General features: G+C 71.8%; 12 protein-coding genes. 8 read left to right on the forward strand and 4 right to left on the reverse strand.

The genetic code is table 11. The features are described from left to right. Nucleotides 1-93: 93 nt before the first annotated feature. The 3 genes from ACIG87_RS27265 to ACIG87_RS27275 form a co-directional block, all read right to left on the reverse strand. Nucleotides 94-2,049 carry a VWA domain-containing protein gene (locus ACIG87_RS27265; RefSeq protein ID WP_396854307.1) on the reverse strand — a complete coding sequence of 652 codons (1,956 nt, stop codon included), beginning with the start codon at nt 2,047-2,049 and terminating at the stop codon, nt 94-96. Between the two features lie 2 nt (nt 2,050-2,051). Further along, on the reverse strand, nt 2,052-3,572 hold the full coding sequence (locus ACIG87_RS27270; protein ID WP_396854309.1) for a magnesium chelatase: 1,521 nt from the start codon (nt 3,570-3,572) through the stop codon (nt 2,052-2,054). Nucleotides 3,573-3,680: 108 nt separating this feature from the next. Then, a complete protein-coding gene (locus ACIG87_RS27275; RefSeq protein WP_396854310.1) occupies nt 3,681-4,178 on the reverse strand; it encodes a hemerythrin domain-containing protein in 498 nt (165 codons plus the stop codon). Nucleotides 4,179-4,393: 215 nt separating this feature from the next. On the opposite strand from ACIG87_RS27275, the gene mgrA reads away from it, so the two are divergent. Beyond that, nucleotides 4,394-5,383: an L-glyceraldehyde 3-phosphate reductase gene (gene mgrA / locus ACIG87_RS27280; protein WP_396854312.1), complete on the forward strand. Its 990-nt coding sequence runs from the start codon at nt 4,394-4,396 to the stop codon at nt 5,381-5,383. Between the two features lie 93 nt (nt 5,384-5,476). On the opposite strand, the gene ACIG87_RS27285 is transcribed toward mgrA, so the two are convergent. After that, entirely contained in the window at nt 5,477-6,409 is a 933-nt protein-coding gene (locus ACIG87_RS27285; RefSeq protein ID WP_396854313.1) for a lytic polysaccharide monooxygenase, read from the reverse strand. Nucleotides 6,410-6,579: 170 nt separating this feature from the next. Between ACIG87_RS27285 and ACIG87_RS27290 the strand changes: the two genes are divergently transcribed. From ACIG87_RS27290 to ACIG87_RS27320, 7 genes are all read left to right on the forward strand, one after another. Continuing rightward, on the forward strand, nt 6,580-8,763 hold the full coding sequence (locus tag ACIG87_RS27290) for a DUF4153 domain-containing protein (RefSeq protein WP_396854314.1): 2,184 nt from the start codon (nt 6,580-6,582) through the stop codon (nt 8,761-8,763). A gap of 550 nt (nt 8,764-9,313) precedes the next feature. Beyond that, nucleotides 9,314-9,679, forward strand: coding sequence for a hypothetical protein (locus tag ACIG87_RS27295; RefSeq protein ID WP_396854316.1), 366 nt, complete (start codon nt 9,314-9,316; stop codon nt 9,677-9,679). 315 nt (nt 9,680-9,994) lie between these two features. Next, nucleotides 9,995-14,113 (forward strand): alpha/beta hydrolase, encoded by a 4,119-nt coding sequence (locus ACIG87_RS27300; protein ID WP_396854318.1) that lies wholly within the window; start codon nt 9,995-9,997, stop codon nt 14,111-14,113. Nucleotides 14,114-14,431: 318 nt separating this feature from the next. Then, nucleotides 14,432-15,277 carry an MOSC domain-containing protein gene (locus ACIG87_RS27305; protein ID WP_396854320.1) on the forward strand — a complete coding sequence of 282 codons (846 nt, stop codon included), beginning with the start codon at nt 14,432-14,434 and terminating at the stop codon, nt 15,275-15,277. Nucleotides 15,278-15,739: 462 nt separating this feature from the next. Next, nucleotides 15,740-17,044: a hypothetical protein gene (locus ACIG87_RS27310; RefSeq protein ID WP_396854321.1), complete on the forward strand. Its 1,305-nt coding sequence runs from the start codon at nt 15,740-15,742 to the stop codon at nt 17,042-17,044. A 96-nt stretch (nt 17,045-17,140) separates the two neighbouring features. Then, nucleotides 17,141-17,566 (forward strand): DUF4913 domain-containing protein, encoded by a 426-nt coding sequence (locus tag ACIG87_RS27315; protein ID WP_396854322.1) that lies wholly within the window; start codon nt 17,141-17,143, stop codon nt 17,564-17,566. Between the two features lie 357 nt (nt 17,567-17,923). Continuing rightward, nucleotides 17,924-18,070 (forward strand): transposase (locus ACIG87_RS27320; RefSeq protein WP_396854337.1); only part of this gene is annotated, 147 nt, incomplete at its 3' end.

Genomic DNA, 18,070 nt, shown 5'->3' on the forward strand with positions numbered 1-18,070 from the left:
CCAGTCAACCCCGCACCACCCCGTCGAGCGGGGAGTTGTGCGGCCCGGATCACCCGGACGGGCGGCACGACTCCCCGGTCGGCGGGGCGGGGATCAGCGAGTGGGGGCGCGTCGCGAGCGGAGGTAGTCGGAGACCACGTACTCGCCCAGGTCGGTCAGGTCGGGGGTGAAGAGGCGGCCCCGGGAGCGGCGGGCCACGGCGTCCATGAAGCGGCGCAGGCCCGGGTCCTCACCCAGCAGGAAGAGGTTGAGGGTGGCACCGGCCCGGGTCAGCCGGTCCACCTCGTGGATGGTGGCCTGGACCGTCTCGGGCAGCGGCGGCCACTGGAAGTACGCCTCGCCGTCGTCCGGGTCGAGGTGGGCGGTCGGCTCACCGTCGGTGACCACCAGCACCACCGGCTCGGCCCCGGGATGGCGGCGCAGGTGCCGGCCGGCCAGCCGCAGCGCGTGCTGGAGGTTGGTGCCCTGCCGCAGGTCCGGCTCCACCGCCGCCAACTCCTGCTGGGTCAACGGCGTCGCCTCCAGGCCGAAGCCGATGATCTGCAACGCGTCCTGCGGGAACCGGGTCGCCATCAGGTGTGACAGGGCCATTGCCGTCTGCTTCATCGGCCCCCACCGACCCTGCGAGACCATCGAGTACGACAGGTCCACGCAGAGCGCCACCGCCGCCGACGCCCGCCGCTCCGTCTCCACCACCTCGAAGTCCTCGACGGCGAGCTGCAGTGGCACGGCAGGGCCGGCCCGGCGGACCGCCCGGGTGAGCGTGCGCACCACGTCCAGCGGCTGTTCGTCGCCGTGCTCCCACTGCCGGGAGGCCCCGCTGACCTCGCCGGCCGCCCCGGCCGCGCGCAGGTCGTGCTGGCCGCGCGGGCCGGCGGTCAGGTCGGCGAAGACCCGGCGCAGCGCGGTGCCGGCCAGCCGACGCAGCGCCTTCGGGCTGAGCGTCAACCCGTCCGCGTCCCGGCTCACCCAGCCCTGCCGGCGCAGCTCCCGCTCCAGCTCCCGCAGCCGGCGTACGTCGGCGGCGGCGTCCCGGCCCAGCGTCCGGGCGACCGCGTCGACGTCCACGTCGTCCAGGGTGGCCCCCGGATGTTCCTGGTCGAGGGAGTCCAGCAACTCGTCCAGCTCGGCGATCTCGTCCAGCGCCCCGGTCGCCGCGCCATAGCCGAGCGGCCGGTCGCCCCGGACCCGCTCGCCCCGCTGCCAGTTCAGGTCGGGGCGCAGCGCCCGCAGGTGGGCGTCGAGCGCGGACAGCTCACCGGCGAGCCGGTCGCCGAGCGACTGCCGCATCAGCCCGGCCAGTTCCTCGCGCTGCCGGTCCGACAGCGACCGCATCAGCCGCTCACCGGCGGCCGACCGGCGGGCCAGCACGTCGACCAGCTCGTCGACGTCCTTCGGCTGCTCCGGGAAGAACTCGCCGTGCCGGCGCATGAACTCGGCGAACGCGTCGGTGGTGTCCTCCGCGCGGGCGTGCCGGGCCAGCAGGTCGTTGAGGTCGCGCATCATCTCGGCGAGCTGCGCCTGCACGGCCGGGTCACCGGCGGCCTGTGCGGCGTCCCGCAGCCCGGCGAACCGCTGCTCCAGCACCTCACCGCGCAGCCCGTCCAGAATCCGCTGGTACGTCTGCCGGGCCTCGTCGCTGGTCCACCGGTACTCGGCCAGCTCCTGCACCGCGCGGGCGGTGGAGCGGGGCAGGTTGTCCAGCACCGTCTCGGCGAACCGGGCGTCGTCGTCGGCCCGCCCGCGCAGCGCGTCCCGCTCCGCCGCGAGGGCCTGGTCGAGCAGCGCCCGGGACCGGGTCACCGCACCGTCCAGATCGCCCCGGCGCAGCGCCTCCCGACGCAGCCGGCGGGCCCGAGCGGCCAGGTCGTCCAGGCCGCCCCGGCCCTGCGGGCCCCGGCGCAGCAGGTCGCGCAGCGCCTCCCGGAGGCTGCCGCCGGCCAGCACCTCCGCGCCGACCGCGTCCACCGCGGCGCGTACGTCGTACGGCGGGGCGAGCGGGTCGGGGCCGCCCTGCCACTGGCCGTACCGGAACCGGTTGCCGGCCATGCTCAGTCCCGGCCGCCGTAGACGGTACGACCGGACTCGGTGACGTCCTTGCCGAGCCGGCGGGTCAGGTGCAGCCCCTCCAGCACGAACTCGACGCCCGCCGCCGCCTGTTCCGGGGTGGGCGCGTCGCCCAGCCCCAACCGGTCGAGCGCCTTGGCCAACCCCGGTACGGTGCCGACCTGGCGCAGCAGCTCCGCCGAGGAGACCAGTTCGCCGGTCTCGATCACCGCCCCCTCGGCGACCAGCGCGGTGAACCCGGAGAGGTCCAGCCCGGCGAGCCGGGCCCGGAACGTCTCGGCGGTGGCGGTGCGCAGCAGGTGGCCCAGGATCTCGACCTCCCGCCCCTCCTCGCCGCTCTCGAACTCGACCTTGCCCCGCAACGTCGACGTCACCGACACCGCGTCACCGACCCGGGCGACCGGCGCTTCGGGACGTACCGTGCCGTCGCCGGCGGCCGGTGGGGAGCCGGCGACCGGCGGGTCGGCCCGACCGGCGGCCGGCGGACCGGCGGGGCCGGCGAGCAGGCCGGCGCGGCGCAGCGCGCCGGCGGCGACCGTCTCGGCGGCGGCGATGGCGAACCGGGCGGAGACGCCGGAGCGCGGGTCCACCGACGGCGACTCGCGCACCGCGCGGGCGAACCGGGCCAGCACCTCCAGCACGTGTTCCGGCACCTCGGCGACCAGGTCGGCCTCCTGCCGGATCAACGCCAGCTCCAACTCCAGGTCGACCGGGTAGTGGGTACGGACCTCCGCGCCGAACCGGTCCTTGAGCGGGGTGATGATCCGGCCCCGGTTGGTGTAGTCCTCCGGGTTGGCGCTGGCCACCAGGAACAGGTCCAGCGGCAGGCGCAGCTGGTAGCCACGGACCTGGATGTCCCGCTCCTCCAGCACGTTGAGCAGCGCCACCTGGATCCGCTCGGCCAGGTCGGGCAGCTCGTTGACGGCGAAGATGCCCCGGTTGGTGCGCGGCACCAGCCCGAAGTGGATGGTCTCCGGGTCGCCGAGGGTACGCCCCTGGGCGATCCGGATCGGGTCGACGTCACCGATCAGGTCGCCGACGCTGGTGTCCGGGGTGGCGAGCTTCTCGCCGTACCGCATCGAGCGGTGCAGCCAACCGATCGGCAGGTCGTCGCCGGCCTCGGCGACCAGGGCGCGGGAGGCCGGGGTGAGCGGGTGCAGCGGGTGCTCGTTGAGCACCGAGCCGGGGAGCACCGGGGTCCACTCGTCGAGCAGCGCCACCAGCGAACGGATCAGCCGGGTCTTGCCCTGGCCGCGCTCACCGAGCAGCACCATGTCGTGGCCGGCGAGCAGGGCCCGCTCGACCTCGGGCAGCACGCTGTCGTCGTAGCCGACGATGCCGGGGAATCGGTCCTCGCCGGAGCGCATCCGGGCGAGGAGGTTGGCGCGGAGTTCCTGCTTGACGGTCTGGTAGCGGTGTCCGGCGGCGCGCAACGTGCCGAGGGTGTCCGGCAGGTCGGCGGGCGGGACCGGGAGAGCCTGGTTGGGCGCAGTCACCCGACCCACGCTAGCGCGGTCGCGCTCCCGCCGCCGCCGTCACCGAGATCGCCCCTGACCACCCCCGGTGGTCGGGGTCGGGCGCGGTTGTCGTCGCCGAAACGACGACGTCCGCCGTCAGCGGTGGTCGGCGACGTACCGCTGCGGGTCCTTGTCGGCGAAGCGCAGGTTGCGGCCGGACCTGTGCTCGCCGTAGAAGGTCAGCCAGCGGGCACCCAGCTCGGCCCGCAGCTCGACGGAGGCATGACGGCGGAAGTCCGGCAGCGCCTCGTCCTCCTCCTCGGCGAGGTGTTCGCTGTTCTCCCGCCGGGCCTGCCACACCGCCGCCCACCACTCGTCGGAGCCGACCGGATGCCGCTTCGACTCGGCGATCGCGTCGCGGATCTTGTTGTGGTCGCCGATCGCGTCGGCGGTCTCGTCCTCGCCGTCGTCGCCGTGCCTGACCAGGTGCGGGTAGAGGATCGACTCCTCCGCCTCGGCGTGGACGTCCAGGTGCAGGGCGAGCGCCTCCCAGACCGCGAGCAGTTCGGCGTCGTCGCGGGCGTCGTCCAGGCGGGCGAAGCCGCGCCGGAAGGCGGCGTGGTCGTCCAGGATCAGCGCGGTGATGTCGTCCATGATCGGCTCACTTCCCCCATGTCGGGCGGCGGGTAGCGCATGCCCGAAGGTACCCCGGCCGACCGGCCGGCATGTCCGTCTTGCCGGGCCGTCCAACCGCGCGGATCACCCGACCGGACAACTCGACAGCAGCATCGAGGCTGGCCCCGGGCCGACCCGACCGGGGCTGTCCGGCACCCGGCCGGCGGCGTCCCGACCGCACTAGGGTCGAGATCATGACCTACCTCGCCGCGGACGACCGCTACGACCAGATGACCTACCGCCGCAGTGGGCGCAGTGGCCTGCGGCTGCCCGCCATCTCCCTCGGGCTGTGGCACAACTTCGGTCCGGACCGCCCGTTCGAGCGGCAGCGGGACATCGTCCGCCGCGCGTTCGACCTCGGCATCACCCACTTCGACCTGGCCAACAACTACGGTCCACCGCCCGGCGCGGCCGAGGTGGCGTTCGGCCGGCTGCTCGCCACCGACCTGAAGCCGTACCGGGACGAGCTGGTGGTGTCCAGCAAGGCGGGCTACCTGATGTGGCCCGGCCCGTACGGCGAGTGGGGCTCGCGCAAGTACCTGATCTCGTCGCTGGACCAGTCGTTGCGGCGGATGGGTCTGGACTACGTCGACGTCTTCTACGCGCACCGCTTCGACCCGGACACCCCGCTCGAGGAGACGATGGGTGCGCTGGACGCGATCGTCCGCTCCGGCAGGGCGCTCTACGTCGGCGTCTCCAACTACGACTCGGAGCAGACCGCCCGCGCCGCCGCGATCCTGCGTGACCTGGGTACGCCGCTGCTGATCAACCAGCCGTCGTACTCGATGTTCAACCGCTGGACCGAGGCCGACGGGCTGCTCGACACGCTGGCCGAGGTCGGGGCGGGCTGCATCGCCTACAGTCCGCTGGCCCAGGGGTTGCTGACCGACCGCTACCTCGGCGGCATTCCCGAGGACTCCCGGGTACGCACCAGTGTCTTCCTCAACGAGAGCGACGTGACCGACGAGAAGCTGGCCACCATCCGGAGCCTCGCCGCGATCGCCGAGCGGCGGGAGCAGACGCTCGCCCAGCTGGCCCTGGCCTGGGCGCTGCGTGACCCGCGGATGACCAGTCTGATCATCGGGGCGAGCAGCGTGGCCCAGTTGGAGGGCAACGTCGCCGCCGTCCGCCGCCTCGACTTCACCCCCGACGAGCTCACCGAACTCGACCACCTCCTCGGCTGAGGAGGGTGCCGTCGGGGGTCAGGTAGCGGTATCCCTGCCCAGGGATACCGCTACCTGGGCGAAGGCGTCGACCCGCGCCGCCGGGCGGGACGTCTACCAGATGCGGCGGCGGCCGGCACGGTGGTTGCGTACGCCGCAGGGACGGCCGGGCGGAACGGGGGCCGGACGGCGCAGCCGGGTCGCCACCAGCGCCACCAGCAGTACGGTCAGCACCACCGCCGCACCCACCACCAGCCGCAGGTTGCCGCCCCCGACCTGGGTCACCGACGCCACCGGCACACCGGCATCCTCGATCGCCGCGGCGGACCCGCCGGCGTCCGGGGTGGCCTCGGTGGCCGGGCCGGTGCCGATCGACGTGGCACCGGTCGGGGTGGTGTCGACCGGGGTGGCCGCCAACCCGCTGCCCGACGGCCGGAACACCACATCCGAGCAGGAGTAGTAGGTGTCCGGGGTGTCGGAGTTCTGCCACACCGTGTAGATCAGGTGCCGGCCGGTCAACCCCGCGGGCAACCGCCCCGGGATCTGGTACGACCCGTCGCGCAACGGTGGGTCGGTCACCGACAGGAACGGGATCGAGTCGAGGTCGGCCCAGCGCAGCCGGGTCTGCGGGTCGTAGCCGGGGCGGGTGGTGTAGAGCCGGAAGGTGCCCTTGTGCGGGATGGTGCCCCGGTAGCGGAAGGTGTACCTCGCCCCGGCGGTCAACTCCGTCGCGGGCCAGTCCGTGCGCGCCAGGTCCAACCCCCGGTAGGCGGAGAGCCCGCCGCTGCACAGCTCGCCGTCCGGGATGCGCTGCCGATCCCGGCCGGCGACGCCGTAGACCCGGATGTTGTCCCACTCCCGCAGCGCCGCGCCCGCCGACACGGCCGCCCGGCAGGCCGGCGTCGAGACGTGCGGCCCCTCCGGGCCACACGCCGCCGAACGGCTCAACGGGCTGGTCGGTGCGCCGTGCGCGGCGGCGGGAGCCGCATCGAGCAGCACGGTCACCGCCACGACCGCGAGGGCGGCGAACGTTCGGCGTACGGTCATCTGGTCGACCTCCCGCCACTGGTACGGATGCGGGTGGGCAAAGGTTCACGCCCGCCCGCCCGCCCGGCGGGGCGGCGGCCGGGTACGGGTTCGCTCTACAGTGACCGCACGACCCTGTCGAGGGCGGGTTCGCTCCACAGTGACCGCACTTCCCGTATCAAGGAGCCTCCGTGTCCGAGCCGGAACCGACGTCAGGCTCCCTCGGGGGCAGCCCACCGCCGCCCGACGGCGGAACGCCATACCTGCTGGCGATGCCCGCCGTGGAAGGGGCACCGCCGGCCATCAGGTGGCCCGGTCGCGCGGGTGAGCCCGGGTGGGCCATTCCGGTCCAGGTCCCGGACGGCACCCTCGGGTACGCCGTCTTCCTGCCCCTGGCGCCGGCAGTCACCGACGCCCCGACGGGCACCACCGCCCCCGCCACCGTCCAGGCGGACGCCGAGCCGGCACGCACGGTCCAGGCCGGCACGGACCAGGCGGGGACGGTCCCTCCCGCCGCCGCGCCGACCGCCCGAGGTGACGGTGACCCGGTCACCCCGGCCGGCCCCACCGGCGACGCCTCCGGACGGGCCGGGCAGGGTGCCGTTGCGCAGCAGGCGAAGGCCGGCGGGGCGATCGCGGCCGGCCCCGGCCGGTCGGCGGTTGTCCCGGCACCGCGCACCGGGGCAACCACAGCCGCCGGGGCAACCGCAGCCGAAGGTGATCCGACCCCGGCAGCGCCCGGCCCGCAGGCCGGCTGGCCCCCGACGCCCGGTCCCGGCGTACCCCCGGTGCCGTCCATGATCGGGGGACGGCCGGCCCCGCACTGGGGTGGCCCACCGGCGACCTGGACCCCGGGCCCGCCCCCGCCGTCGTTCCTCAGCACCCGGTGGCCCGGCCCCCGGCCCGCCACCGGCTGGGCGGTGCCGGCGGCGGTCCTGGCCGGTGCGCTGGGCGTGGCGTTCTTCGTCCCGCTGGGCCGCACCGGCATCGGCTGGTTCCTCGGTTGGCTGATCCTCACCGCCGGGGTGGCCGCCGCCGTCCGGCGGAGCACCGACGCGCTGCCCCGCACCGACCGCCTGATCCGGGGCGGCTGGGCGGTGGCCGCGCTGGCGTTGCTGGCCGTACTCGCCTTCCGCAACGCCTGGTGGCTGGTGACCTTCTGCGTCCTCGGCGCGCTGGGCTGCGCGACGTTGGCCATCGTGGGCGGACGACAGGTCCGCTCGATCCTGTTCAGCCTGGTCGCGGCCCCGTTCGCGGCGTGGCGCGGGCTGCCCTGGGTACGCCGGCACGTCACCGCCACCGGTAGCGGCCAGGTGGTGCGTCGGGTCGTCGGATCGGTCGTCGCCACCGTCGTGGTGCTGCTCGTCTTCGGACTGCTCCTCTCCTCCGCCGACGCCGCCTTCAACCACATGCTCGGCGCGATCGTGCCCGAGGTCAACGTCGGCACGGTGTTCCGCTGGATCTTCCTGGCCGTCGTGGGCGGACTGATCGCGGTCGCCGCCACGTACACCCTGGCCGCTCCACCGGACCTGTCGACGGTCGACCGGGAGGGCCGACGCCGGCTGGGGACGCTGGAGTGGGGCCCGGCCATCGCCGCCCTGACGCTGCTCTTCGTCGGCTTCGTCGCGGTGCAGTTCACCGTGCTCTTCGGCGGCGAACGGCACGTCCTGCGCACCGCCGGCCTGAGCTACTCCGAGTACGCCCGCAGCGGGTTCTGGCAGCTGACCGTGGTGACCCTGCTGACCGTGGCGGTGCTGGGCGGGGTCAGCAGGTGGGCGCGGCGGGAGACCCGGTTCCAACGGGTCCTGCTGAGGGTGCTGCTCGGGCTGCTCAGCGCGCTCAGCGTGGTGATCGTGGTGTCGGCGCTGTCCCGGATGTACACGTACCAGAAGGTCTACAGCTTCACCGGTGAGCGGATCTTCGTGATGGCCTTCGAGCTGCTGCTCGGCGCGGTCTTCCTGATGATCCTGGTGGCGGGCGTACGGTGGCGGGGACGCTGGATTCCCGGGGCCACCGTCGGCCTGGCCGTGGTGATGCTGCTCAGCCTGGCCGTGCTCAACCCGGAGGACTACGCGGCCCGCCGCAACGTCGCCCGGTACGAGCAGACCGGCAAGATCGACGCCTGGTACCTGCGGGCGCTCTCCGCCGACGCCACCCCCGCCCTGGCCAAGCTGCCGGACCGGGTCCGCCGCTGCACGCTGAGCTGGATCGACGACGACCTGGCCGAGCCGGACCCGTGGTACGCCTGGAACCTGGGCCGGCGCCGGGCCCGCGCGGAACTCGATCGGCTGGGCCCCAGCGCGATCGGTGGCCAGAAGGACTGCAAGGCCGCCGACCAGTACGACCTGCCGAAGACCCGCCGCACCCCCCGCTGACCCCGATCCGCTGCCCGGCCCGGTCCCGTACCGGGCCGGGCACCGGCGACGATTTCGGCCGGACGAGCAACCCGCAGAGCCGGATGCCGCGTGACTATCTGGAATCGGGGATCGGAGGCCTGAATGGGTGATCGTGATACGGCGTTCGCGGCGTACTTCGTGGCGAGGTCGGAGGCGATGCGCGGCACCGCGTACCTGCTCTGCGGCGACTGGCACCGGGCGGAGGATCTGGTGCAGACCGCGTTCACGAAGCTCTACCTGGTCTGGAACCGCCCTCGGCGCTCCCCCTCCCGGCGGGTTCGGTCCCGCGGGACCGGGCCCCCGCCCCGTCCCGCCCCCGTCGGCGAGCGACACCGCAAGGCCGTGGCCGACCGGCCGGACCGCACAGGCGGGCACCCGGTACGACCAGGGGGTCCAACTGCTCGACGAACTCCTCACGGTCGTCCCGGCCGGGTACACCGCGCCGGAGGATCCGGCGAACCCACCCGCCGGTCAACCGCCGCTGCGCAGCCACCAGGCGCAGTTCGAGGACAAGGTCGACGGCGTCGACGTGTGGAGTTACCAGTCCTCGGCCACCCTGGCCCAGGGGCAGCGGATGGGGCGGTTGGCCGTCGAGGTGCACAGCGCCGGCAGCCTGCTGCCGGCCGATCCCTGCGCGTTGGCCCGACAGTTCTGGGGCATGGGGGGCACCTGTGAGGTGGTGACCGTCGGCACGACCCCGGTCGGCGTGGTGGTCCGGGCGGGCGACGACGACCGGTTCGACCAGTGGGCGGCGTACCGGCACCCGGACGGGGTGGTGGTCTTCGTCGCGCAGTCGGGGAAGTTCGGCGACGGCCGGCCGGAGCTGACCGCGCTGCCGTTCCCGGTACGACAGTTGGCGGCCCTCGCCGTCGACGAACGGTTCCATCTGCGGTGAGCGGGTGCCCGGTGTGGACGGTGGACGCCGCCCACACCGGGCCGGCCGAACCGGTGCGGCGCAATCGGGGTGGCTGCCCCCGCATCGACCATTCACAATTTCCATGTCGTTCGGTGACCCGGAAATGAGTCAGGAAGAGGGCTGGAGTCCCAATCGTCAGAGTTGCTGCCGCGTTCCCGTCGAAGGCGCATATCCCCTGGTAGGGAAGGGTTCGACCGGGCCAGCGAAACGGTGATCGCAGGAAACGTCGGAGAAACGAGAGCTGGTTAACGTTCCCGACCGTTGAACGCTCAACTCGCTGGCGAGGAGATTCCTTTGAAGGTACGAACATCGAGGAGCACCCGGATACTCCTCTCGGTGGTCGTCGCGGTGACGGCCCCGGTGGCACTGGCGGCACCGGCCAGTGCGGCGACCCCCACCGCAGTCGCGCCACCTGCGGCGACCTCGGCGGACCTGCCCGACCCGACGGCCCGTGGACCCTTCGGCCACCAGGCCGTCCAGGAGGCCAAGTTCGGCCTCGCCACCATCCAGGAGCCGAACTCCTCCGGTGCCGACCCGACAGCGGGCACCGCACAGGCCCCGGAGCAGATCGAGATCCGCGGTCAGCTCTACACGCCGGACTGGACCCGGCGTACCACGCCGTCGCCGGTGATCGTGCTGGTGCACGGCAACCACGGCTCGTGCGACTCCGGCCAGGACAGCGCCCAGCTCACCTGCGCCCAGTTCAAGCACAACGAGAACGGCTACGCCTACCTGGCGGAAAACCTCGCCACCTGGGGTTACACCACGTTCTCCGTGTCGCAGGACCAGCTGATGATGCGGCAGGACAGCAGCAAGGGCAAGGGCATGCACAGCCGACGCCTGCTCATCGCCGCGGCCCTGGACGCGATCAGCGCGGCGAACCACCCCGGAGGTCTGCCGGTCGACTCGCACACGACCGTCGGCGCCACGCTCTCCGGCCGCCTCGACCTGACCCGCATCGGCCTGATGGGACACTCGCGCGGCGGTGACGCGGTGTCGAGCTTCATCGACTACAACCGCATCCGCACCGACGGCCCGCGCTATCCGCTGCGCGGGGTCATCTCCCTCGCCCCGGTGGACTACGAGCGCAAGGCCCCGTACGGCATGCCGTACCTGTCGATCCTGCCGATGTGCGACGGCGACGTCTCCAACCTCCAGGGCGCGCGGCTGTACGAGCGCAGCCAGTACGTCAACCCGGCCGACCCCTTCCCCCGCATCCAGGTCGAGCACCTCGGCGCGATCCACAACTGGTACAACACCGTCTGGTACGCCGACGGCGGCGCGGATGGCCAGGCCAACAACGACGCGGCGTGCGGCAACTCGGCACCGTTCGCGACCAACAACATCCACCCGCACAACCTGCGGCTCAGCGGTGCCGCCAGCTACACCGACCCGAACCTGAACTACGCGATCGACAACTCCGACCCGCTGAACCCGGCCGTGAACACCAAGTTCTCCGGCGACCCGGCCCGGATGGGTGACCAGGAGAAGCTCGGGCTGGCCACGATGGCCGCCTTCCTCCGCCGCTACGTCGGTGGCGAGGGCGCGTTCCAGCCCTACCTGACCGGCGAGCTGGCGAACACCCCCGGCGGGCTACAGGTCCCGGCGTCGGCCTGCCCGACGAGTCCGTCCGGCACCGCCATCGCCTGCAACGAGCGGGTCAACACGAGCTACTTCGCCGCGCCGCAGGAGCGGGTGGACGTGATCCGTCCCGAGGTGGCCAACCCGCTCACCAGCAACGCCCTCGGCGGCTCGCTGAGTGGCAGCGGGTTCGCCGACCCGTACGCGCAGGCCGCCGGGGTCACGCCGAAGCCGGCGACGACCACTGGCGGCTACGACTGGTGCAACCCGGAGCCGCAGGACTTCGCCCCGGCGCAGCTCGGCAAGACCGGGCTGCCGACCGCCGCCAAGCCCTGCCCGCTGCCGGCGGCGGGCGCGCTCGGTGGGCAGAACGGCACCCGCGAGAACAGCCCGATCAACCACTCCTACGGTCGCCAGCTCACCCTCGCCTGGGAGCAGGGCTCGACCGCGTCGCTCACCGCCGCGATCCCGGCCGCGTCGAGCGACGTGCGGCACCTCAAGGCGTTGGCCCTGAGCGCCGCCGTCAACTTCTTCGACACCCGCAACCCGGGTGCCGACAACCGGGGCGACAACACCCGGGACACTACGGTGAACGGCACCCCGGCGAGCCCGGTGTGGCCGAACGAGAAACCCACGTCGTACGACCCGGCGTCGACGACCCAGCGCTTCGTGATCGCGTTGCGCGACACCGCCGGCCACGAGGGGACCGTCGACGCCGGTGATCCGCGCTGGGGCAACGCCCTGCACATGTCGACCGGCACGAACACGGCGAACACCCACGTCGTCCTCGACCAGATCCGCGTCCCGCTCGGCGAGTTCGCGGCGCAGGGCGTCGACGTCGGATCCCTGGCGAAGCTGGAACTCCGCTTCGGTGTGGGTGACATGCCGAAGTCCGGCTCGATCGAGCTGGCCGACGTGCGCTTCCAGGAGACGGCGGCGGGAGCGCAGATCCTGTCGGACGGCAACCGGGCCGACGGCGCCGGTTACGGCCCGTCCGCCCTCGGCGGCCCCGATCCGGCGACCTACCTCGCCGGGTACGACAACACCCCGGGCAACGTCACGCTCGTCGACCCGGTCGCGAACCCCCAGGGGAACACCACCTGGACGGTCGACGACGACCGGAAGCAGTGCCCGAACGCCCAGTTCACGTCGATCCAGACCGCCGTCGACCACGCCTCGCCGTGGGACACCGTCGTGGTGTGCGCGGGGGTCTACCAGGAGTCGTCGACGCCGGTGAACCACGCGTCCAACCCCGTGCAGAGCGGCGCGCGCAACGGCCTGACGATCACCAAGCCCCTGAAGATCAAGGGTGCCGGCGCGGACAAGGTGACCATCAAGCCGGACCAGTCGCTGGGGAACCTGGCCGGCGACCAGCCGTACCTGCGTGACGGTGGCGGCAACGTGATCACCGTTTCCCGGCAGTCGCTCGGCTCGACCGACACCAACGAGATGTTCGTCGAACTCTCGGGCGTGACGGTGACCTCCGGCGACGTCTGGGCCGAGGCGGGCATCGCGTTCTTCGGCGCGGCCGGCCGGGTGGCGGACAGTGTCGTCGGCCCGCTGCGGGTCGCGACCAACGACCAGGAACTGGCCGCGCACCCGCACGGCTGGGGCATCGTGAAGACCGGCGTGATCCGGGGGGCCGGCACCGGCACGGTCGAGAGCGAACTGACCGTCACCGGCAGCGTGGTCACCGGCTACCAGTCGGGTGGAATCCTCTTCGACGGCGCGCGGGGCCAGGACGGCAGCCCGGACACCGGCGTCCGGACCGGCATCCGGCAGCACGGCTACGTGACCGACACGGTCGTCACCGGCACGCCGAACAGCCTGTTCCCGCAGGTCGGCATCCAGTACACCAGCGGGACGACCGGCTTCGTGAACACCAGCCGGATCACCGGGAACTACTACCAGCCCGCGCCGTCGCGGTCGTACGGCATCCTGCTGACCGACGCCGGCACCGAAACGGCCGGAGCGCTCACCGCCACCCGCAACGTCCTCACCGGCAACGGGTTCGCCGCCTACAACGCCAACGCCGACAACAGCGCGGTACGCGAGGGCGCCCCCTTCGCGTTGTCCGGCAGCTACCTCGGCAAGGGGCAACCGGTACCGGGCGGCCCGGCGGACCCGGGCACCGGGATCGAGGCGATCTCCGGCGTCGACAGCACGGGCACGGCCACGGTCACCGTCACCAAGCGTCGCCCGGAGCCGCCGCCGGCGGTGCCGACCGCGGTGGGCCGGGTCGTCGACTCCGCGCCCTCGGCCGAGGTGGCCGACCCGGGACGCGACGCGGTGTTCCAGGTCGGATCGACGGTGCACCCGCTGATCCGGGGCACCGACGACTTCGCCATCGCGTCGGCGAGCCTGTTCGTCAACGGCACCCTGGTCGGTACGACCACCACCGCCCCCTACCTGTTCAGTTGGACACCGGCGGCGAAGGACGCGGGCCGGCAGGTCAAGTTCCAGGCGATGGTCGTCGACTCGTCCGGACAATCGAAGCTCTCCAAGCCGATCGTCGGCACGGTCGACCCCGCGACGCCGCCGCCGACCGTACGGATCGACACGGTGGAGACCAACACCACCTCGGGTACGGCGACGATCACCGCGACGGTCAACACGGCCGGCACCCTCACCCTCACCGGGGAAAAGGTGGTGGCGGTCACCCGGGAGGTGGCCAGGGCGAACACCGTCACGGTGACCGTGACGGTCGCCCCCGCGTACCGGCAGGCACTGGTCAAGACGGGTCGGCTCGACGTGGCGTTCACGGTCGGGTTCCAGAACGCGACCGGTCAGAGCGTGAGCGAGGCGGTGCAGGTGACCCTGATCAGGACGTGACGGTCGGGCACTGATGGGAAGGGTCCTCCGCGCGGAGGACCCTTCCGGTGCCGTCGGCCAACGCGCCGCCGGGGGCGTCGCTGCACGCCACCCGCCCTCAGGGTGGTTGCCGGGCGGGCCTACCCGCCGTTCTGCTCCGACGCCGGCAGGTGCGGGGTGGTGGCCAGCTCCGCCGCCACCTGCTCCGGCTCGGCCAGGCATCGCCACACGGGCACCTCCTGGTTGAGCGGTGCCGACCGACCAACCTACGGAAGAAGCGCCAGCCACTTCGGGAATGACGGGCATCCATATCACGGCGCGTCGTGTGATCCTGACCAGATGCGAGTGACGTCGATCCACACGTACCCGGTGAAGGGGTGCCACCGGATGGACCGCGACACGGCACGGGTCGAGCCGTGGGGCCTGGACGGCGACCGACGCTGGCTGATCGTGGACGAGAACGGGCTCGGCCTCTCCCAGCACCAGCACCGGGAACTGGTGCGGATGCGGGCGGTGACCCGACCGGGCGGGTTGACCCTGGACGCGCCGGGGCTCCCCTCGCTCGAACTGACCGAACCGACCGGTGGTGAGGCGATCCAGGTCCGGGTGTACCGGGATCGACCGCCCGCACCGGTACGCGCCGCCGGCCCCGAGGCGGACCGGTGGCTGAGCCGGCTGTTGGGGCGCACCGCCCGGCTGGTCTGGCTCGATGACCCCACCCGCAACCTCGTTCCCTGGCCGGTTTCGGCCGGATCCAGCGCCGAGTTGAGCTTCGCCGACGGCACTCCGCTGCTGCTGACCAACACCGCGTCGCTGGACGCGTTCAACGGCTGGCTGCTGGAGTCGGGCAGCCCTGAGGGGCCGCTGCCGATGATTCAGTTCCGCCCCAATCTGGTGATCAGCGGCGCTGGCCCATGGGCCGAGGGCGAGTGGGTCGGCCGACGGATCAGGATCGGCGGGGCCATGTTCCACGGCGCCAGCGAGTGTGACCGCTGTGTGGTCGCGACGATCGACCAGGAGACCGGGGAGCGAGGGCGGGAGCCGCTCCGGATGCTCGGCGCACGTCGGAACATCGGGCAGAAGCTCCTCTTCGGTCTCCAGTTGACGGTGTGGACCGATCCGGATGACCTTTCCCCCGAAGGTCGTACCGTCAGCGTCGGCGACACCGTGGAGGTCCTGGACTGACTGTGCGGCTGGGTTGGTCGGTCCGTTGGGGCTGGGCCGGTGTCGTCGCCGCCCCGCTCGGGCACGTGACGAGGTGCCGCACCCGGAACTGTTCGTGACGGAGTGATCCGCCTTGCACGCGACCGGGTCGGTCTTGGACCGGCCGCGCCGGGTCGCCGGGCCCCGGTGGGCGTCGGCCGCGCTTCAGGGCAGAGTCCGGCGTACGTGGATGTGCAGGCCACCCCTGGACAAGGCGGCCCGTCAGGGCCTGCGGATGCCCGGTCCTCCCGGAGATCGAGGCAAGGCCGGGGAGGAACCTCGCTAAAAAATCTTGGCGGACCGGTGAACCGGCATCTCGAGTGGTTCGTAGTGCCGGCACCCCAGGCATCCCAGGTAATCGACTCCAGGAAGGAGCCGGCAGAACCAGGCCCCAGGTGCGGGATCGACACCGCATCCCATTGCCCCAGAGAGAAGAGCTCGAGAATGGCCAGAAACGACACCTATCCGGACCAGAACGTCGTCTATCCGGACCAGAACGTCGTCTACGCGGACCAGACCCCTGCCTCCCAGCCCTACCAGGACGCGCAGGCCCCGTACGCGAGCGGCAGTTCCTACGGAAACCAGTACGGTAACTCTCAGCCCTACCAGGATGCGCAAGCCCCGTACGCGAGCAGCAGTAGCCAGGCCCCGCAACAGGGAGGCACCTATGGTGCGGGCACCCCGGACACGACCTACTATTCGTTCTCTTCGTCGAGCGATGGGGAAGACCTCGCCCCGAACGATCGAGAACGGGAACGCCAGTGGCTCGCCGCGCAGAGGGATAAGGTAGAAGGGCTGAGAGAGGCGGCCAAGAACGCCAGCGGACGAGCAAAAAAAGCGGCAGCGAAGAAGTACGACGATCACAAGAAGACACCGGAGTACAGAGAATACAGGAGGCGCAGGGACGCATTCAATGCATCCGCCCCCTCCCGCAGTGCCCCGGTCAGCGACATCGGGCCGTCGGACAGCCGATCGAGCCACTCCTCCCCTCATGGTCGCCATACCGGAGGATCCCAAGGCCTCGGCTGGCAGGAATCGACTTCTCAGCCCACGGAAATCGAAGCACTTCGGGAGAAGTACGGCTACCCTCCGCCCGAGACCACGGTGCAGCAGTCGATGCAGGCCATCATCATGTACACGAACGAGTGGGCAGCGAAGGGCATAGAGGCCACCAGGCTTCCCCGCTCGTACACTGATTTTCTCGCGGATAACTGGGCCAAGGTTCCCAAGGCGTTCATAGACGGCTTCACCACCGCGACCACGATGGCGGATGCCGCGAAGTCGCAAGAGAATCCCAGGCTCGCGACGGCAGTCCACTATGCGGCCCACTTTGCGCAGGCGTACCAGAGCGCCGCGGTGATCGGCGCCTTCATGGAATCGACGGCCCAGGGCAGGTTCAAGCTGGACCTGCTGAGGAACTCCGCCCAGGGGGCAGGCGTCGCTCTCGACTACACCACGATGTACTCCCAGCAACCACTGGTCGGCGTCCTCTCCGCCGGCGTCAAGGGTTTCGTCCAGCCCGGTGCCGAAGCTGTCACGCAAATCACCGATCAACTCCACGAGACCCATCTCGAGCAGAGAAACGCACGACGCGGCGCGGTCGGCGGCGACGCGGCCGACTCCAACCGGTTTGCGTCTCAGTCGAACCTGGAGTCGCAAAGGAGGGGGCGGATCCCCCGAGGCGACAGCCAAGCAACCGCGCCAGAGATCACGCGGCCACCCCGCGCCAAATCTCCGACCGTCCGCTGAGAGGCCGGCCCCCGACGTTTGACGATCGGCACCCGGACGGCGCCTGCCGGTCTGGCGCGCGCCGTCCCGGTGCCGCAAACCTGTGGAGCGAGAACAATGACACAAGGGGCTCAGAGCGCCGAGGAGTCGGCCGGCGCGGAGAACGAAGAACCGAAGCCGTTCTTCATCCTGTACCTGAACGGGCCGGAGTACGTCGAGGAGCTTCGCCGGCTGTCGCGCTGGGTCGAGCAGTTGCTGCTTCCCGTCTACGGCCGGGAGGTGACCTCGGCGTCGCCCTGGTGCCCGCGGTGGTGGGAGCATCCGGAGGCCATCGGGCATCTGCACGCGCTCTGGCTCGCCTGGCAGGACAAGACCGGGCCCGGGGCGACCATGCTGGGGCCGTTGGAGTGGCACCGGGATCATCTCCGGCCGATCATGGACGCGCTGGGGAGCCCGGACGGACCGTTCGCCGGGTGTAAGCGGGCTCATCGGGCCAAGGAGCGGCCGTTCGTCGACGACGACGGCTTCCTGTCCGCGCAGTGAGCGGAGCGCGGACCATGACACGCGCTCAACCACTGTCTGATCCTGGTGCGGAGCGCGGGGTTGGGACGGCGGCGATCGTGCCGACCGACCCGATCGGCAGGGAGCTGAGCGCCACGGGACCGAGACCAACGGATCTCTGTGCGCACGAAGGTGACCACAGCATCAGGGTCCACCGACTTCCGTCGATGGACCCTTCGCACTGAACTGCCAGACAAGGGTGGAGCCGAGGGGACTCGAACCCCTGACCCCCACACTGCCAAAAAAAGTGAGCCTCATCACTGGCCCTGACCCGGTTTGACGGACATCCCAGCTCAGAGGGGCTGTGTGCCCCTCGGGAGGATGTTCATCATGGAAGGCATGGGCAAGAAACCACGCCGGCCGCGCAGAGCGTTCACGCCGGAGTTCAAGGCGGAGATCGTCGAGGTGTGCCGGCGGGGTGACCGATCAGTGGCGCAGGTCGCGAGGGACTTCGACCTGACCGAGACCGCGGTACGTGAGTGGGTC

It is taken from the genome of Micromonospora sp. NPDC051925 (assembly GCF_044548625.1).
Taxonomy (GTDB): Bacteria; Actinomycetota; Actinomycetes; order Mycobacteriales; family Micromonosporaceae; genus Micromonospora.

Coding starts and splice junctions, on each gene's coding strand:
- ACIG87_RS27265 (WP_396854307.1), bottom strand. CDS start 2,049: ATGGCCGGCAACCGGTTCCGGTACGGCCAGTGGCAGGGCGGCCCCGAC.
- ACIG87_RS27275 (WP_396854310.1), bottom strand. CDS start 4,178: ATGGACGACATCACCGCGCTGATCCTGGACGACCACGCCGCCTTCCGG.
- mgrA (WP_396854312.1), top strand. CDS start 4,394: ATGACCTACCTCGCCGCGGACGACCGCTACGACCAGATGACCTACCGC.
- ACIG87_RS27285 (WP_396854313.1), bottom strand. CDS start 6,409: ATGACCGTACGCCGAACGTTCGCCGCCCTCGCGGTCGTGGCGGTGACC.
- ACIG87_RS27305 (WP_396854320.1), top strand. CDS start 14,432: ATGCGAGTGACGTCGATCCACACGTACCCGGTGAAGGGGTGCCACCGG.
- ACIG87_RS27310 (WP_396854321.1), top strand. CDS start 15,740: ATGGCCAGAAACGACACCTATCCGGACCAGAACGTCGTCTATCCGGAC.
- ACIG87_RS27315 (WP_396854322.1), top strand. CDS start 17,141: ATGACACAAGGGGCTCAGAGCGCCGAGGAGTCGGCCGGCGCGGAGAAC.